The organism is Pseudomonas sp. Marseille-Q0931, assembly GCF_940789645.1.
Taxonomy (GTDB): Bacteria; Pseudomonadota; Gammaproteobacteria; order Pseudomonadales; family Pseudomonadaceae; genus Aquipseudomonas.
Map to the genome: position 1 here is coordinate 116,986 of NZ_CALNWT010000017.1, position 15,176 is coordinate 132,161.

The 15,176-nt window shown below is 58.8% G+C and carries 27 protein-coding genes; all 27 read right to left on the reverse strand.

The genetic code is table 11. The features are described from left to right. Positions 1–134: 134 nt before the first annotated feature. Positions 135–2,285 (reverse strand): catalase/peroxidase HPI, encoded by a 2,151-nt coding sequence (gene katG / locus P3C50_RS21945; RefSeq protein ID WP_275547610.1) that lies wholly within the window; start codon positions 2,283–2,285, stop codon positions 135–137. 249 nt (positions 2,286–2,534) lie between these two features. After that, positions 2,535–2,921, reverse strand: a complete 387-nt coding sequence (gene rplQ, locus P3C50_RS21950) for a 50S ribosomal protein L17 (protein ID WP_003243945.1) — start codon at positions 2,919–2,921, stop codon at positions 2,535–2,537. Between the two features lie 44 nt (positions 2,922–2,965). Beyond that, entirely contained in the window at positions 2,966–3,967 is a 1,002-nt protein-coding gene (gene rpoA, locus P3C50_RS21955) for a DNA-directed RNA polymerase subunit alpha (protein WP_061240721.1), read from the reverse strand. A 22-nt stretch (positions 3,968–3,989) separates the two neighbouring features. Next, the gene (rpsD, locus tag P3C50_RS21960; RefSeq protein ID WP_013717339.1) at positions 3,990–4,610 is read right to left on the reverse strand and encodes a 30S ribosomal protein S4; all 621 of its coding nucleotides are present in this window, start codon (positions 4,608–4,610) and stop codon (positions 3,990–3,992) included. Positions 4,611–4,627: 17 nt separating this feature from the next. Further along, a complete protein-coding gene (gene rpsK / locus P3C50_RS21965) occupies positions 4,628–5,017 on the reverse strand; it encodes a 30S ribosomal protein S11 (RefSeq protein ID WP_003243933.1) in 390 nt (129 codons plus the stop codon). Between the two features lie 30 nt (positions 5,018–5,047). Beyond that, a complete protein-coding gene (gene rpsM, locus P3C50_RS21970; protein WP_003463275.1) occupies positions 5,048–5,404 on the reverse strand; it encodes a 30S ribosomal protein S13 in 357 nt (118 codons plus the stop codon). 133 nt (positions 5,405–5,537) lie between these two features. Further along, positions 5,538–5,654 (reverse strand): 50S ribosomal protein L36, encoded by a 117-nt coding sequence (gene rpmJ / locus P3C50_RS21975; protein ID WP_002555468.1) that lies wholly within the window; start codon positions 5,652–5,654, stop codon positions 5,538–5,540. A gap of 28 nt (positions 5,655–5,682) precedes the next feature. Beyond that, positions 5,683–7,011 carry a preprotein translocase subunit SecY gene (gene secY / locus P3C50_RS21980; RefSeq protein WP_197855599.1) on the reverse strand — a complete coding sequence of 443 codons (1,329 nt, stop codon included), beginning with the start codon at positions 7,009–7,011 and terminating at the stop codon, positions 5,683–5,685. Next, on the reverse strand, positions 7,012–7,443 hold the full coding sequence (rplO, locus tag P3C50_RS21985) for a 50S ribosomal protein L15 (RefSeq protein WP_013717341.1): 432 nt from the start codon (positions 7,441–7,443) through the stop codon (positions 7,012–7,014). Positions 7,444–7,445: 2 nt separating this feature from the next. Then, positions 7,446–7,625: a 50S ribosomal protein L30 gene (gene rpmD, locus P3C50_RS21990; RefSeq protein WP_003243922.1), complete on the reverse strand. Its 180-nt coding sequence runs from the start codon at positions 7,623–7,625 to the stop codon at positions 7,446–7,448. Between the two features lie 2 nt (positions 7,626–7,627). Then, positions 7,628–8,128: a 30S ribosomal protein S5 gene (rpsE, locus tag P3C50_RS21995; RefSeq protein ID WP_197855600.1), complete on the reverse strand. Its 501-nt coding sequence runs from the start codon at positions 8,126–8,128 to the stop codon at positions 7,628–7,630. 3 nt (positions 8,129–8,131) lie between these two features. Continuing rightward, the gene (rplR, locus tag P3C50_RS22000) at positions 8,132–8,482 is read right to left on the reverse strand and encodes a 50S ribosomal protein L18 (protein ID WP_017675612.1); all 351 of its coding nucleotides are present in this window, start codon (positions 8,480–8,482) and stop codon (positions 8,132–8,134) included. Between the two features lie 11 nt (positions 8,483–8,493). Beyond that, the gene (gene rplF, locus P3C50_RS22005; protein ID WP_197855601.1) at positions 8,494–9,027 is read right to left on the reverse strand and encodes a 50S ribosomal protein L6; all 534 of its coding nucleotides are present in this window, start codon (positions 9,025–9,027) and stop codon (positions 8,494–8,496) included. A 12-nt stretch (positions 9,028–9,039) separates the two neighbouring features. Further along, entirely contained in the window at positions 9,040–9,432 is a 393-nt protein-coding gene (gene rpsH / locus P3C50_RS22010) for a 30S ribosomal protein S8 (protein ID WP_003243915.1), read from the reverse strand. Between the two features lie 185 nt (positions 9,433–9,617). Next, entirely contained in the window at positions 9,618–9,923 is a 306-nt protein-coding gene (rpsN, locus tag P3C50_RS22015) for a 30S ribosomal protein S14 (protein ID WP_003463288.1), read from the reverse strand. 15 nt (positions 9,924–9,938) lie between these two features. Further along, positions 9,939–10,478 carry a 50S ribosomal protein L5 gene (rplE, locus tag P3C50_RS22020; RefSeq protein ID WP_003243911.1) on the reverse strand — a complete coding sequence of 180 codons (540 nt, stop codon included), beginning with the start codon at positions 10,476–10,478 and terminating at the stop codon, positions 9,939–9,941. Between the two features lie 19 nt (positions 10,479–10,497). Continuing rightward, complete coding sequence (gene rplX / locus P3C50_RS22025) at positions 10,498–10,812, reverse strand: 50S ribosomal protein L24 (RefSeq protein ID WP_003463290.1); 315 nt, start codon at positions 10,810–10,812, stop codon at positions 10,498–10,500. An 11-nt stretch (positions 10,813–10,823) separates the two neighbouring features. Then, complete coding sequence (gene rplN / locus P3C50_RS22030; RefSeq protein WP_003243907.1) at positions 10,824–11,192, reverse strand: 50S ribosomal protein L14; 369 nt, start codon at positions 11,190–11,192, stop codon at positions 10,824–10,826. 23 nt (positions 11,193–11,215) lie between these two features. Then, entirely contained in the window at positions 11,216–11,482 is a 267-nt protein-coding gene (rpsQ, locus tag P3C50_RS22035; protein ID WP_197855602.1) for a 30S ribosomal protein S17, read from the reverse strand. A 2-nt stretch (positions 11,483–11,484) separates the two neighbouring features. Then, complete coding sequence (rpmC, locus tag P3C50_RS22040) at positions 11,485–11,676, reverse strand: 50S ribosomal protein L29 (protein ID WP_003243902.1); 192 nt, start codon at positions 11,674–11,676, stop codon at positions 11,485–11,487. Then, positions 11,676–12,089, reverse strand: a complete 414-nt coding sequence (rplP, locus tag P3C50_RS22045) for a 50S ribosomal protein L16 (protein WP_003243901.1) — start codon at positions 12,087–12,089, stop codon at positions 11,676–11,678. Before rplP ends, rpmC begins: the two co-directional genes overlap by 1 nt. A 12-nt stretch (positions 12,090–12,101) precedes the next feature. Further along, positions 12,102–12,788, reverse strand: coding sequence for a 30S ribosomal protein S3 (gene rpsC / locus P3C50_RS22050; protein WP_003243898.1), 687 nt, complete (start codon positions 12,786–12,788; stop codon positions 12,102–12,104). 13 nt (positions 12,789–12,801) lie between these two features. Beyond that, positions 12,802–13,134, reverse strand: a complete 333-nt coding sequence (rplV, locus tag P3C50_RS22055; protein WP_003103908.1) for a 50S ribosomal protein L22 — start codon at positions 13,132–13,134, stop codon at positions 12,802–12,804. A gap of 11 nt (positions 13,135–13,145) precedes the next feature. Beyond that, the gene (rpsS, locus tag P3C50_RS22060) at positions 13,146–13,421 is read right to left on the reverse strand and encodes a 30S ribosomal protein S19 (RefSeq protein WP_003243896.1); all 276 of its coding nucleotides are present in this window, start codon (positions 13,419–13,421) and stop codon (positions 13,146–13,148) included. Between the two features lie 16 nt (positions 13,422–13,437). Next, a complete protein-coding gene (gene rplB, locus P3C50_RS22065; RefSeq protein WP_197855603.1) occupies positions 13,438–14,262 on the reverse strand; it encodes a 50S ribosomal protein L2 in 825 nt (274 codons plus the stop codon). A gap of 14 nt (positions 14,263–14,276) precedes the next feature. Further along, entirely contained in the window at positions 14,277–14,576 is a 300-nt protein-coding gene (rplW, locus tag P3C50_RS22070; RefSeq protein ID WP_003243891.1) for a 50S ribosomal protein L23, read from the reverse strand. Beyond that, positions 14,573–15,175, reverse strand: coding sequence for a 50S ribosomal protein L4 (rplD, locus tag P3C50_RS22075; protein ID WP_013717346.1), 603 nt, complete (start codon positions 15,173–15,175; stop codon positions 14,573–14,575). The genes rplW and rplD overlap by 4 nt, the downstream gene beginning before the upstream one ends. Position 15,176: the final 1 nt, after the last annotated feature.

Consider the following 15,176-nt stretch of genomic DNA (forward strand, 5'->3'; position numbering starts at 1 on the left):
CGGGCATTCCTTGTTGCATTCATGAACAGGGAGCAATGCTCCGCCTGACACGGGGTTCGGTCAAGCAAAAGCACAACGCCTCCACGAGGGAGGCGTTGCGGTTTACTGACGCACCAGCGATGCGCCGGTCAGGCTCAGGCCAGGTCGAAGCGATCCAGGTTCATCACCTTGGTCCAGGCGGCGACGAAGTCCTTGATTAGTTTCTCCTTGCCGTCAGCGCTGGCATACACCTCGGCGTAAGCGCGCAGCACCGCGTTGGAGCCGAACACCAGATCGTTGCGGGTGGCGGTGTATTTCACCAGAGCGTCCTTGCGCGTACGCCCTTCGAAGACTTCGTTGCTGTCATCGGTGGCCTTCCACACGGTGCCCATGTCCAGCAGATTGACGAAGAAATCGTTGGACAGCACGCCGACCCTGTCGGTGAACACGCCGTGCTGGCTGCCGTCATGGTTGGCACCCAGTACACGCAGGCCGCCGACCAGCGCGGTCAGCTCCGGCGCGGTAAGGGTGAGCATCTGCGCCTTGTCCACCAGCATGGTCTCGGTGGGCACGCCCAGGTTGCCCTTACTGTAGTTGCGGAAGCCATCGGCAGCCGGCTCCAGCACATCGAAGGATTCGACATCGGTCTGATCCTGACGCGCGTCGACGCGCCCCGCGGCGAACGGCACGTCCACCACGACACCGGCAGCCTTGGCCGCCAGCTCGACACCGACGTTGCCGGCCAGCACGATCACGTCTGCCAGCGACGCCTTGGCCGAAGCCTGCTGGATTTCCACCAACTTCGGCAGCACCGCCATCGCCCGCTGGTTGACCGCCCAATCCTTCTGCGGTGCCAGGGCCAGACGTGCACCGTTGGCACCGCCGCGCTTGTCACCACCGCGGAAGGTGGAGGCCGAGGCCCAGGCCACAGATACCAGATCACCGACCGACAGTCCGGAGGCCGCGATCTTCGCCTTCAGGTCGGCGATGTCGGCGGCGGTCGGGTTGTGCGTGGCCGCCGGCAGCGGGTCTTGCCAGATCAGGTCTTCCTTCGGCACTTCCGGGCCCAGATAACGGGCCTTCGGCCCCATGTCGCGGTGAGTCAGCTTGTACCAGGCGCGCGCGAAGGCATCGGCGAAGGCCTGCGGATCTTCGTAGAAGCGCTTGGAGATCTTGCCGAACTCGGGATCGAAACGCAGGGTCAGGTCAGTGGTGAGCATGCTCGGCTTGTGGAATTTGCCCGGCACATGCGCGTCCGGGATGATCTCCGGTGCATCCTTGGCCACCCACTGCTTGGCGCCGGCAGGCGACTTGGTCAGTTCCCATTCGAACTTGAACAAGTTCTCGAAGAAGTTGTTGCTCCACAGTGCCGGGGTCTTCGTCCAGGTGACCTCGAGGCCGCTGGAAACGGTGTCCTTGCCGAAACCGCTGCCGAAGTTGCTGGTCCAGCCCAGGCCTTGGGCTTCGATGGGCGAGCCCTCCGGCTCCGGGCCTTTATGCGACTCGGGCGCAGCGCCGTGACACTTGCCGAAGGTGTGGCCGCCGGCGATCAACGCGACGATCTCCTCATCATCCATCGCCATGCGGTAGAAGGTGGCGCGAATGTCCTTGGCCGCGGCAAGGTAGTCGCCACTGGCGTTCGGGCCCTCCGGGTTCACGTAGATCAGACCCATGTGCGTGGCGCCAAACGGAGCGGTCAGTTCACGCTCGTCGCTGACACGCTTGGGATCGACCCCCAGCCAGGCGACTTCGGCGCCCCAGTTGACGTCCTGATCCGGTTCCCATACGTCCTCACGCCCGCCGGCGAAGCCGAAGGTACGGAAGCCCATGGATTCCAGCGCGACGTTACCGGCGAGGATGTACAGGTCAGCCCAGGAGATGGACTGGCCATACTTCTGCTTGATCGGCCACAGCAGGCGGCGCGACTTGTCGATGTTGACGTTGTCCGGCCAGGAGTTCAGCGGTGCGAAGCGCTGCTGGCCACGACCGCCACCACCACGCCCGTCGGTGGTGCGATAGGTACCGGCGGAGTGCCAGGCCATGCGGACGAACTGCGGGCCGTAGTGGCCGAAGTCGGCGGGCCACCAGTCCTGGCTATCGGTCATCAGCCGAACCAGATCGGCTTTCAGCGCCTTGTAGTCGAGCTTTTTGAACGCTTCGGCGTAGTTGAACTGTTCGCCCAGGGGGTTGGATCGGTCGGAATGCTGGTTCAGCAGGTCCACACGCAACTGATTCGGCCACCAATCTTTGTTGGTCGTACCGCCGCCGGCAACGTGGTTGAACGGACATTTACCTTGGTTCGACATGCTTCTCTCCTTCTCCTCATCGGGTCGATCGCAGCGCCTGCGACCAACGATGGGACAAGCCTAGCCCCAGCCAGCAGGGCGAACCAATTCATCAAGCGAAACGGCTCGATAGTTAATTTCTTTCGGAAGCCAAAGCCGACAACCAGCGCCAGAATTCGTTTGAAAACACTCAGGCAACGGCATTGAAATGCGTAAATCCAGGCAACAAAAAACCGGGCACTAGGCCCGGTTTCTTGTACAACCAGCAACTTACTCGGCAGCTTCTACCGAACCGCCGACCGGACGGTCGACCAGTTCAACGTAAGCCATCGGAGCGTTGTCGCCAGCGCGGAAGCCGCACTTGAGGATGCGCAGGTAGCCGCCGTTACGGGTGGCGTAGCGCTTGCCCAGATCGTTGAACAGCTTGCCGACGATGGCTTTCGAACGGGTACGATCGAAGGCCAGACGACGGTTGGCAACGCTGTCTTCCTTGGCCAGGGTGATCAGCGGCTCGGCAACGCGACGCAGTTCCTTGGCTTTCGGCAGGGTAGTTTTGATCAGCTCGTGCTCGAACAGCGAGACCGCCATGTTCTGGAACATGGCCTTGCGGTGAGCGCTGGTGCGGCTGAGGTGACGGCCACTTTTACGATGACGCATGGTTCAATTCCTTACCAAACTTGTTCGTTCGGTGATGATGACGATCAGGCAGTGGCCTTATCGTCTTTCTTCAGACTTGCCGGCGGCCAGTTGTCGAGGCGCATACCGAGGGACAGACCGCGAGAAGCCAGAACATCCTTGATTTCGGTCAGGGATTTCTTGCCCAGGTTCGGGGTTTTGAGCAGCTCTACTTCGGTGCGCTGAATCAGGTCACCGATGTAGTAGATGTTCTCTGCCTTGAGGCAGTTGGCCGAACGTACGGTCAGCTCCAGGTCATCGACAGGACGCAGCAGGATCGGATCGATCTCGTCTTCCTGCTCGACCACAACAGGCTCGCTGTCACCTTTGAGATCCACGAACGCGGCCAGCTGCTGCTGCAGGATGGTCGCGGCACGGCGGATAGCCTCTTCAGGGTCCAGAGTACCGTTGGTTTCCAGGTCGATAACCAGTTTGTCCAGGTTGGTGCGCTGCTCGACACGGGCGTTTTCCACCACGTAAGCAACCCGACGCACAGGGCTGAACGAAGCATCCAGCTGCAAGCGACCAATGCTGCGGCTTTCATCTTCGTCGCTCTGACGAGCGTCGGCCGGCTCATAGCCGCGACCACGAGCTACGGTGAGCTTCATGTTCAGCGAGCCATTGGCGGCCAGGTTGGCGATGACGTGGTCGCCATTGACGATTTCGACATCGTGATCCAGCTGAATATCGGCAGCGGTAACTACGCCCGGGCCCTTCTTAGCCAGAGTCAGGGTCACTTCGTCACGGCCGTGCAGCTTGATAGCCAGACCTTTCAGGTTGAGCAGGATCTCGATGACATCTTCCTGCACACCTTCGATCGCGGAGTACTCGTGGAGTACGCCGTCGATCTCGGCCTCGACTACTGCACAGCCAGGCATGGAGGACAACAGGATGCGACGCAGCGCGTTGCCCAGGGTATGGCCGAAACCACGCTCGAGAGGCTCGAGGGTGATCTTGGCGCGGGTCGAACTGACCTCCTGCACATCGATGTGACGGGGGGTCAGGAACTCATTTACCGAAATCTGCATGGATGCACCTATTTTCTAGCCCTTACTTGGAGTAGAGCTCGACAATCAGGCTCTCGTTGATGTCAGCGGACAGATCGCTACGAGCCGGTACGTTCTTGAACACACCAGACTTCTTCTCGGCGTCTACTTCTACCCACTCAACACGGCCGCGCTGGGCGCAGAGCTCGAGAGCCTGAGCGATGCGCAGCTGGTTCTTCGATTTCTCGCGAACAGCAACGACGTCGCCAGCTTTAACCTGGTAGGACGGTACGTTTACGGTCTGACCGTTGACGCTGATTGCTTTGTGCGAAACCAGCTGACGGGATTCGGCGCGGGTAGCACCATAGCCCATACGGTAAACCACGTTATCCAGACGGCACTCCAGCAGTTGCAGCAGGTTTTCGCCGGTGGCGCCCTTCTGGCTGGCAGCTTGCTTGTAGTAACCGCTGAACTGACGCTCCAGAACGCCGTAGATACGACGGACTTTCTGCTTTTCACGCAGCTGGGTGCCGTAGTCGGACTGACGACCGCGGCGCTGACCGTGAATACCGGGAGCTGCTTCGATGTTGCACTTAGATTCAAGCGCGCGAACACCACTCTTCAGGAAGAGGTCGGTGCCTTCACGGCGAGACAGTTTGCACTTGGGACCAATGTAACGAGCCATTTCTCACTGTCTCCTGTTTACACGCGACGCTTCTTCGGCGGACGGCACCCGTTGTGCGGGATAGGCGTCACGTCGGTGATGCTGGCGATTTTGTAGCCGCAGGCGTTCAGAGCACGCACAGCGGATTCGCGACCTGGACCCGGGCCCTTGACGTTGACGTCGAGGTTCTTCAGGCCATATTCCAGAGCAGCCTGACCAGCGCGCTCGGCGGCGATCTGGGCGGCGAACGGAGTGGACTTACGCGAGCCGCGGAAACCCGAACCACCAGAGGTAGCCCAGGACAGGGCGTTACCCTGACGGTCGGTAATGGTCACGATGGTGTTGTTGAAAGACGCGTGGATGTGGGCGATGCCATCAACCACCGTCTTTTTGACTTTCTTACGAGTACGAGCAGCAGGTTTTGCCATGACTAAATTCCTGTCGATTCGCGAATGCGATTACTTGCGGATCGGCTTACGCGGGCCCTTACGGGTGCGAGCGTTGGTCTTGGTGCGCTGACCGCGAACCGGCAGACCTTTACGATGACGCAGGCCGCGGTAGCAACCCAGATCCATCAAGCGCTTGATCTTCATATTCACTTCACGACGCAGGTCGCCTTCGGTATTCACCTTGGCTACTTCGCCACGCAGCTGTTCGATCTGCTCGTCAGTCAGATCCTTGATTTTCGCAGCCGGGTTTACACCGGTAGCGGCACAGATTTTCTGTGCAGTGGTGCGACCAACACCAAAGATGTAGGTCAGCGAGATAACAGTGTGCTTGTTATCCGGAATGTTAACGCCTGCAATACGGGCCATTCAGTGGAACTCCAATTGACAGCTACCTACGCCCCGGAAGCCAAGAAATAGGGCGCGAGATATTAACGCTGTAAAAACAAATAATCAACCCGGCAGCGCACTAGCTGCCGGGCTTATCACGCGTGGTTCACACTCAGCCTTGGCGCTGCTTGTGACGCGGCTCTGCGCTGCAGATCACCCGCACGACACCTTCGCGACGGATAATTTTGCAGTTACGGCACAGCTTTTTCACCGATGCACGAACTTTCATTACCAACTCCTCGAACCTTACGGGTGGATCAGCGGAGCATGCCGCCGCCATAACCCTTCAGGTTGGCTTTCTTCATCAGGGAATCGTACTGGTGAGACACGAGGTGCGATTGCACTTGGGACATGAAGTCCATTACAACCACGACCACGATCAGCAACGAGGTCCCGCCAAGGTAGAACGGAACGTTGGCCGCAACCACCAGGAACTGGGGCAGCAGGCACACGGCCGTCATGTACAGAGCACCGAACATGGTCAAGCGGGTCAGAACGCCATCGATATAGCGCGCCGACTGCTCGCCCGGACGGATGCCCGGAATAAAGGCACCGGACTTCTTCAGGTTTTCCGCTACGTCTTTCGGGTTGAACATCAGCGCTGTGTAGAAGAAGCAGAAAAAAATGATCCCTGCACTAAACAGCAGAATGTTCAACGGCTGACCAGGAGCGATAGCCTGCGAAATGTCCTGCAGCCAGCCCAAACCCTCGGACTGACCGAACCAGGCACCCAGCGAGGCCGGGAACAGCAGAAGGCTGCTGGCGAAAATGGCCGGGATTACGCCCGCCATGTTCACCTTCAACGGCAGGTGGCTGGTCTGCGCAGCGAAGACCTTGCGGCCCTGCTGACGCTTGGCGTAGTGCACCGCAATGCGACGCTGACCACGCTCGATGAACACCACGAAACCGATGATCGCTACTGCCAGCAGGCCGATGGCGATCAGAGCGAAGATGTTGATATCGCCCTGACGAGCAGACTCGAAAGACTGCCCGATCGCCGACGGCAGACCGGCCACGATGCCTGCAAAAATCAGCATCGAGATACCGTTGCCGACACCGCGCTCGGTGATCTGCTCGCCCAGCCACATCATGAACATCGCGCCCGCCACAAAAGTGGTGATCGCCACGAAATGGAAGCCGAAATCGACCGAGAACGCCACGCCCTGACTCGCCAGACCCACGGACATGCCGATGGCCTGAACGAACGCCAGGACGAGAGTGCCGTAGCGGGTGTACTGGCTGATCTTGCGACGGCCAGCTTCACCTTCCTTCTTCAACTGCTCCAGCTGCGGGCTGACGGCGGTCATCAGCTGCATGATGATCGATGCCGAGATGTACGGCATGATCCCCAGTGCAAAGATGCTCATCCGCTCCAGCGCGCCGCCGGAAAACATGTTGAACAAGCTAAGAATGGTCCCCTCATTCTGCCGGAACAGATCCGCCAGTCGGTCTGGGTTGATGCCAGGAACCGGGATGTGCGCACCTATCCGGTAGACGATGATCGCCAGGAACAGGAAGCGCAGACGAGCCCAGAGTTCGGACAACCCGCCACCTGCCAGCGCTGAGAGAGCACCTTGCTTAGCCATTTAGTCCTCGAACTTACCGCCAGCTGCTTCGATAGCCGCACGCGCACCCTTGGTGGCGGCGATACCTTTCAGGGTGACCGCACGGGTAACCTCACCGGACAGCATGACTTTTACGCGCTGTACGTGTTGGCCAACCAGATTGGCATCCTTCAGAGCCTGCAGAGTTACAACGCCCTCTACCTTGTTCAGCTCGGAGGTACGCACTTCAGCGCGATCCATAGCCTTCAGGGAGACGAAGCCGAACTTCGGCAGACGGCGGTGCAGCGGCTGCTGACCACCCTCGAAGCCCGGAGCGATGGAACCACCGGAGCGGGAGGTCTGACCTTTGTGACCACGGCCACCAGTCTTACCCAGACCGCTACCGATACCACGGCCCGGACGGTGCTTTTCGCGACGGGCACCCGGCGCGGAACGCAGATCGTTCAGTTGCATGATTAACCCTCCACCTTCAGCAGGTAGTAAGCCTTGTTGATCATGCCGCGGTTTTCCGGAGTATCCAGAACCTCTACGGTGTGACCGATGCGACGCAGGCCCAGGCCCTTGACGCAAGCTTTGTGATTGGCCAGACGGCCATTGGTGCTCTTGATCAGAGTCACTTTGACGGTATTAGCCATGGTTAGAGAATCTCCTCGACGCTCTTGCCACGCTTGGCTGCAACGGATTCTGGAGACTGCATGGTCTTCAGACCCTTGAAGGTGGCATGAACCACGTTCACCGGGTTGGTCGAGCCGTAGCACTTGGCCAGAACGTTCTGCACACCAGCCACTTCCAGCACGGCACGCATGGCGCCGCCGGCGATGATACCGGTACCTTCGGAAGCCGGCTGCATGTACACCTTGGAGGCGCCATGAGCGGACTTGACCGGGTACTGCAGAGTGGTGCCGTTCAGATCCACCTGGATCATGTTGCGACGAGCAGCTTCCATCGCCTTCTGGATGGCAGCAGGCACTTCACGGGACTTGCCACGGCCGAAACCGACGCGACCCTTGCCATCACCTACCACGGTCAGCGCGGTGAAGGTGAAGATACGGCCACCCTTTACGGTCTTGGCAACGCGGTTAACCTGAACCAGCTTCTCGATGTAGCCTTCGTCGCGCTTTTGGTCGTTATTTGCCATAACTTAGAACTCCAGCCCGCCTTCACGAGCAGCATCAGCCAGCGCCTTGACGCGGCCGTGGTACTTGAAGCCAGAACGGTCGAATGCCACCTGGGTCACACCAGCGGCTTTCGCACGCTCGGCAACCAGCGCACCAACTTTCTTGGCCGCGTCGACGTTGCCGGTGGCGCCATCACGCAGTGCTTTGTCCAAGGTAGAGGCGCTGGCCAGAACCTTGCTGCCGTCGGCCGAGATGACCTGGGCATAGATGTGCTGCGAAGAGCGATAGACGCACAGACGCACGGCTTCGAGCTCGTGCATTTTCAGGCGTGCTTTGCGAGCGCGACGCAGACGAGTAACTTTTTTGTCGGTCATTTTTCAGCCCCTTACTTCTTCTTGGCTTCTTTACGACGGACAACTTCATCCGCGTAACGAACGCCTTTGCCCTTGTAGGGCTCAGGACGACGGAAGTCACGGATTTCCGCAGCCACCTGACCCACCAGTTGCTTGTCGATACCCTTGATCAGGATCTCGGTCTGGTTCGGGGTTTCAGCCACGACGCCTTCCGGCAGTTCGTAGTCGATCGGGTGGGAGAAGCCCAGTGCGAGGTTCAGCACCTGACCTTTGGCCTGAGCTTTGTAGCCCACGCCGACCAGTTGCAGCTTACGCTCGAAGCCTTGGCTGACACCGATGACCATGTTGTTGACCAGGGCACGAGTGGTGCCGGCCATGGCGCGATTTTGCTGATCGCCATTGCGAGCGGCGAAACGCAGCTCGGAGCCTTCCTGGATCACTTCCACGGACGAGTGAACGTTCAGTTCCAGAGCGCCTTTGGCACCCTTCACCGAAAGCTGCTGACCGGCGAGTTTGACCTCGACACCGGCAGGCAGCACGACGGGGTTCTTAGCAACGCGAGACATGCTTATCCCCCCTTAGAACACGGTGCAGAGCACTTCGCCGCCGACACCGGCAGCGCGCGCAGCGCGATCCGTCATCACACCTTTGTTGGTGGAGACGATGGAAACACCGAGACCGCCGCGTACCTTCGGCAGGTCATCGACGGATTTGTATTGACGAAGGCCAGGACGGCTCACGCGCTTGACTTCCTCGATGACCGGACGGCCTTCGAAGTACTTCAGCTCGATGGACAGTTGTGGCTTGGCTTCGCCATTGACTTCATAACCCGCAATGTAACCTTCGTCTTTGAGAACTTTGGCTACAGCCACCTTCAGAGTGGAAGAAGGCATGCTTACGACGGACTTTTCAGCCATCTGGGCATTACGGATACGAGTTAGCATGTCCGCTAACGGGTCCTGCATACTCATGGGCTAGACGCTCCTGATACAAAAAGAACAGCCCGAGGGCTGTGGGATCATCCAAAAGCTCGGCATGGAAATACCAGGCTCAGGAGAGCCGGACATTCTAGAGACCGATCAAAAATGAAGCAAGCCCCAAAAGGGGCTTGTTCATATAAAGACAAAGCCGGCACTAGGCCGGCTTCGCTTTTACCTTACCAGCTGGCTTTCACCAGGCCCGGTACGTCACCACGCATGGCGGCTTCGCGCAGCTTGTTACGCGACAGACCGAACTTGCGGTAAACGCCGTGCGGACGGCCGGTGATGCGGCAGCGGTTACGCAGGCGCGAGGCGCTGGCGTCACGCGGCTGCTTCTGCAGTGCGACCTGAGCTTCCCAACGCGCTTCCGGACTGGTGTTCGGATTAGCGATGGTAGCTTTCAGCTCGGCACGCTTCTTGGCGTACTTGGCAACCGTTTGCTGACGCTTCAGCTCGCGGTTCTTCATGCTTGTCTTGGCCATTGTCCAGGACTCCGATCAGTTGCGGAACGGGAAGTTGAAAGCACGCAGCAGAGCGCGGCCTTCATCATCGTTACGGGCAGTGGTAGTCAGGGTGATGTCCAGACCACGCAGCGCATCGATCTTGTCGTAATCGATTTCCGGGAAGATGATCTGCTCTTTCACGCCCATGCTGTAGTTGCCACGGCCGTCGAAGGACTTGGCATTCAGGCCGCGGAAGTCACGCACGCGCGGCAGGGAGATGGACAGCAGACGATCCAGGAACTCGTACATACGCTCGCGACGCAGAGTGACCTTGACGCCAATCGGCCAACCTTCACGAACCTTGAAACCTGCGATCGACTTGCGGGCATGAGTCACAACGACTTTCTGACCGGTGATCTTCTCGAGGTCGGCAACGGCGTTCTCGATGACCTTCTTGTCACCGATCGCTTCGCCCAGGCCCATGTTCAGGGTGATCTTGGTGATGCGCGGAACTTCCATCACGTTGGCCAGCTTCAGTTCTTCCTTCAGCTTGGGCGCGATTTCCTTCCGGTAAATCTCTTTCAGTCGTGCCATGGTATTTACCTACGGATTCTCAAGCGCCAACCGGCTTCTGGGTGGACTTGAAGACACGAATTTTCTTGCCGTCTTCGACTTTGAAGCCAACGCGGTCAGCCTTGTTGGTTTCGCTGTTGAAGATGGCAACGTTGGAAGCGTGCAGTGGCGCTTCTTTCTCGACGATACCGCCTTGAACGCCCGACATCGGGTTCGGCTTGGTATGACGCTTCACCAGGTTGATGCCACCGACGACCAGACGGTCGTCAGCGAGAACCTTGAGCACCTTACCGCGCTTACCTTTGTCTTTGCCGGCGATCACGATGATCTCGTCGTCACGACGAATCTTTTGCATGTCGGATCTCCTTAAAGCACTTCAGGGGCGAGCGAGACGATCTTCATGAACTTCTCGGAACGCAGTTCACGGGTCACTGGCCCGAAGATACGGGTACCGATCGGCTCTTGCTTGTTGTTCAGCAGAACAGCAGCGTTGCCGTCGAAGCGGATGATCGAACCGTCGGCACGGCGAACGCCGTGACGGGTACGAACGACCACTGCGGTCATGACCTGACCTTTCTTCACTTTGCCGCGCGGAATTGCTTCCTTAACGGTGACCTTGATGATGTCGCCGATGCCGGCGTAGCGACGATGCGAGCCGCCCAGCACCTTGATGCACATAACACGACGTGCACCGCTGTTGTCAGCCACATCGAGCATGGATTGAGTCTGAATCATAAAATTTCTCCGACCCTTAGCCCTTAGACTTCGACGGCGCGTTCAACGACTTCAACCAGAGCCCAGGACTTGGTCTTGGACTGCGGACGGGTTTCGCGAATGGAAACCTTGTCGCCGATCTTGCACTGATTGGTTTCGTCGTGAGCGTGCAGCTTGGTCGAACGCTTGACGTATTTACCGTAGATCGGGTGCTTGACGCGACGCTCGATCAGAACGGTGATGGTCTTGTCCATCTTGTCGCTGACAACACGGCCGGTCAGCGTACGGACTGCTTTTTCAACTTCGGCCATGATCACTTACCTGCCTGCTGGCTGAGGACAGTCTTGACGCGAGCGATGTCGCGCTTCACTTGCGAGAGCAGGTGAGACTGCCCCAGCTGGCCAGTCGCCTTCTGCATACGCAGATTGAACTGGTCGCGCAGCAGCTCGAGCAGTTGCTCGTTCAGCTGTTGTGCGCTTTTTTCACGAAGTTCGGTCGCTTTCATCACATCACCGTCCGCTTAACAAAGGTGGTGGCGAGCGGCAGCTTTGCAGCAGCCAGGGCGAATGCCTCGCGCGCCAGCTCTTCGGATACGCCTTCGATCTCGTACAGGACCTTGCCTGGCTGGATCTGGGCTACCCAGTATTCAACGCCACCCTTACCTTTACCCATACGCACTTCGAGAGGCTTCTTGGTAACCGGCTTGTCCGGGAAGACGCGGATCCAGATCTTGCCGCCACGCTTAACGTGACGAGTCAGAGCACGACGAGCGGACTCGATCTGACGAGCGGTGAGACGACCGCGGGCGACAGACTTCAGCGCGAACTCGCCGAAGCTGACCTTGCTACCGCGCTGAGCCAGACCACGGTTGTGGCCGGTCATCTGCTTGCGGAACTTCGTACGCTTTGGTTGCAACATGATGCGTACTCCTTATTTCTTAGCAGCTTTACGAGGAGCGGGCGCTTGCGGCTTCAGCTCTTCAGTGCGGCCACCAATGACCTCACCCTTGAAGATCCAAACCTTGACGCCGATCACACCGTAAGTGGTGTGCGCTTCGTAGGTGGCGTAATCGATATCGGCACGCAGGGTGTGCAGGGGCACACGACCTTCGCGATACCACTCGGTACGGGCAATTTCAGCGCCGCCAAGACGACCGCTCACCTGGATCTTGATGCCCTTGGCACCAATGCGCATGGCGTTCTGTACAGCGCGCTTCATGGCGCGACGGAACATAACGCGACGCTCCAGCTGCTGAGCTACGCTCTGCGCAACCAGCATACCGTCGAGCTCCGGCTTGCGGATCTCTTCGATGTTGATGTGCACCGGCACACCCATTTGCTTGGTCAGGTCCTGACGCAGCTTCTCAACATCTTCACCTTTCTTGCCGATCACGATGCCGGGACGAGCGGTGTGGATGGTGATGCGTGCGGTTTGAGCCGGACGAGCAATGTCGATACGGCTAACGGACGCGCTTTTTAGTTTGTCTTGCAGGTATGCACGAACCTTCAGGTCGGCGTTCAGGTAGTCGGCGTAATTGCGACCATCTGCGTACCAGACCGAGGTGTGATCCTTGACGATTCCCAGGCGGATGCCAACGGGATGTACTTTCTGACCCATCTGATCGACTCCGTTACTTGTCCGCAACCTTGACAGTGATATGGCAAGACCGCTTGACGATGCGATCAGCACGGCCTTTGGCACGCGGCATGATGCGCTTAAGCGAACGCCCTTCGTTGACGAAAACGGTGCTGACCTTCAGGTCATCAACGTCTGCGCCTTCGTTGTGCTCGGCGTTGGCAACGGCCGACTCCAGCACTTTCTTCATGATCTCGGCGGCTTTCTTGCTGCTGAAAGCCAGCAGGTTGAGCGCTTCGCCCACCTTCTTCCCGCGGATCTGGTCGGCGACCAGGCGAGCTTTCTGGGCGGAGATGCGAGCGCCCGACAACTTAGCGGCTACTTCCATTTCCAAACCCCTTAACGCTTGCCTTTCTTGTCGGCAACGTGACCACGATAGGTACGAGTACCGGCAAATTCGCCCAGTTTGTGGCCGACCATGTCTTCGTTCACGAGGACCGGGACATGTTGACGACCGTTATGCACAGCGATGGTCAGACCGACCATCTGCGGCAGGATCATGGAGCGACGCGACCAGGTTTTAACCGGCTTGCGATCGTTCTTTTCCACCGCCGCTTCGACCTTCTTCAGTAGGTGAAGATCGATAAAAGGACCTTTTTTCAGAGAACGTGGCACTGTCGTATCCCTCTATTTACTTGCGACGACGGACGATCATGTTGTCGGTGCGCTTGTTAGCACGGGTCTTCGCGCCCTTGGTCGGGAAGCCCCATGGCGACACCGGATGACGACCACCGGAGGTACGACCTTCACCACCACCGTGCGGGTGATCAACCGGGTTCATGGCAACACCACGAACGGTCGGACGAACGCCACGCCAGCGCTTGGCACCAGCCTTACCCAGCGAACGCAGGCTGTGCTCGGAGTTCGAGACTTCGCCCAGGGTCGCACGGCACTCAGCCAGGACTTTGCGCATTTCGCCGGAGCGCAGACGCAGAGTCACATAAGCACCTTCACGCGCGATCAGCTGAGCGGAAGCACCAGCGGAACGAGCGATCTGCGCGCCTTTACCCGGCTTCAGCTCGATACCGTGAACGGTCGAACCCACCGGAATGTTGCGCAGCTGCAGGCTGTTACCAGCCTTGATCGGTGCCATGATGCCGGCTACCAGTTGATCGCCAGCCACAACGCCTTTCGGGGCGATGATGTAGCGACGCTCACCGTCGGCGTACTTCAGCAGAGCGATGTGAGCAGTACGGTTCGGATCGTATTCCACGCGCTCGACGATGGCCGGAATGCCATCCTTGTCGTTGCGACGGAAGTCGACCAGACGGTAATGCTGCTTGTGGCCACCACCGATATGACGGGTGGTGATACGGCCGTTGTTGTTACGACCACCGGACTTCGACTTCTTCTCGAGCAGCGGAGCGTACGGAGCGCCTTTGTGCAGCCCCTGATTGACCACCTTGACCACAAAACGGCGGCCAGCGGAAGTCGGTTTGCATTTAACGATTGCCATGATGCACCCCTTCCTTACTCAGCACTGCTGGTGAAATCGAGATCTTGGCCCGGCTGAAGGGAGATAACTGCCTTCTTCCAGTCGTTACGCTTGCCCAGACCGCGAGCGGTGCGCTTGCTCTTGCCCAGAACGTTCTGGGTAGTCACGCGCTCAACCTTCACGTTGAACAGGCTTTCGACGGCCTTCTTGATTTCCAGCTTGGTCGCATCGGTAGCGACTTTGAAAACGAACTGACCTTGCTTGTCAGCCAGAACCGTGGCCTTCTCGGAGATGTGCGGGCCAAGCAGCACTTTGAATACGCGTTCCTGGTTCATCCCAGCAGCTCCTCGAATTTCTTCACGGCCGAAACAGTGACCAGCACTTTTTCGTACGCGATCAGGCTGACCGGATCGGAACCCTGGACGTCACGTACGTCGACGTGCGGCAGGTTGCGGGCAGCCAGGTACAGGTTCTGATCAACGGCGTCGGAAACGATCAGCACGTCGTTCAGGCCCAGGCCATTGAGTTTGGCCAGCAGGGTCTTGGTCTTCGGCGCATCGACAGCGAAGTCTTCGACTACGACCAGACGGTCGGTACGAACCAGCTCAGCAAGGATGGAGCGCAGAGCAGCGCGGTACATCTTCTTGTTCAGCTTTTGGTCGTGGTTACGGGTGGACGCTGCGAAGGTCACACCACCGCCACGCCAGATCGGACCACGGGTGGTACCAGCACGAGCACGGCCGGTGCCCTTCTGACGCCACGGGCGCTTACCGCCACCGGAAACGTCGGAACGGGACTTCTGGCCTTTGGTGCCCTGACGGCCGCCAGCCATGTAGGCTACGACTGCTTGGTGAACCAGGGTCTCGTTGAACTCGCCACCGAAGGTCGCATCGGACACTTCGATCGCCTGAGCGCCATTTACATTCAATTGCATC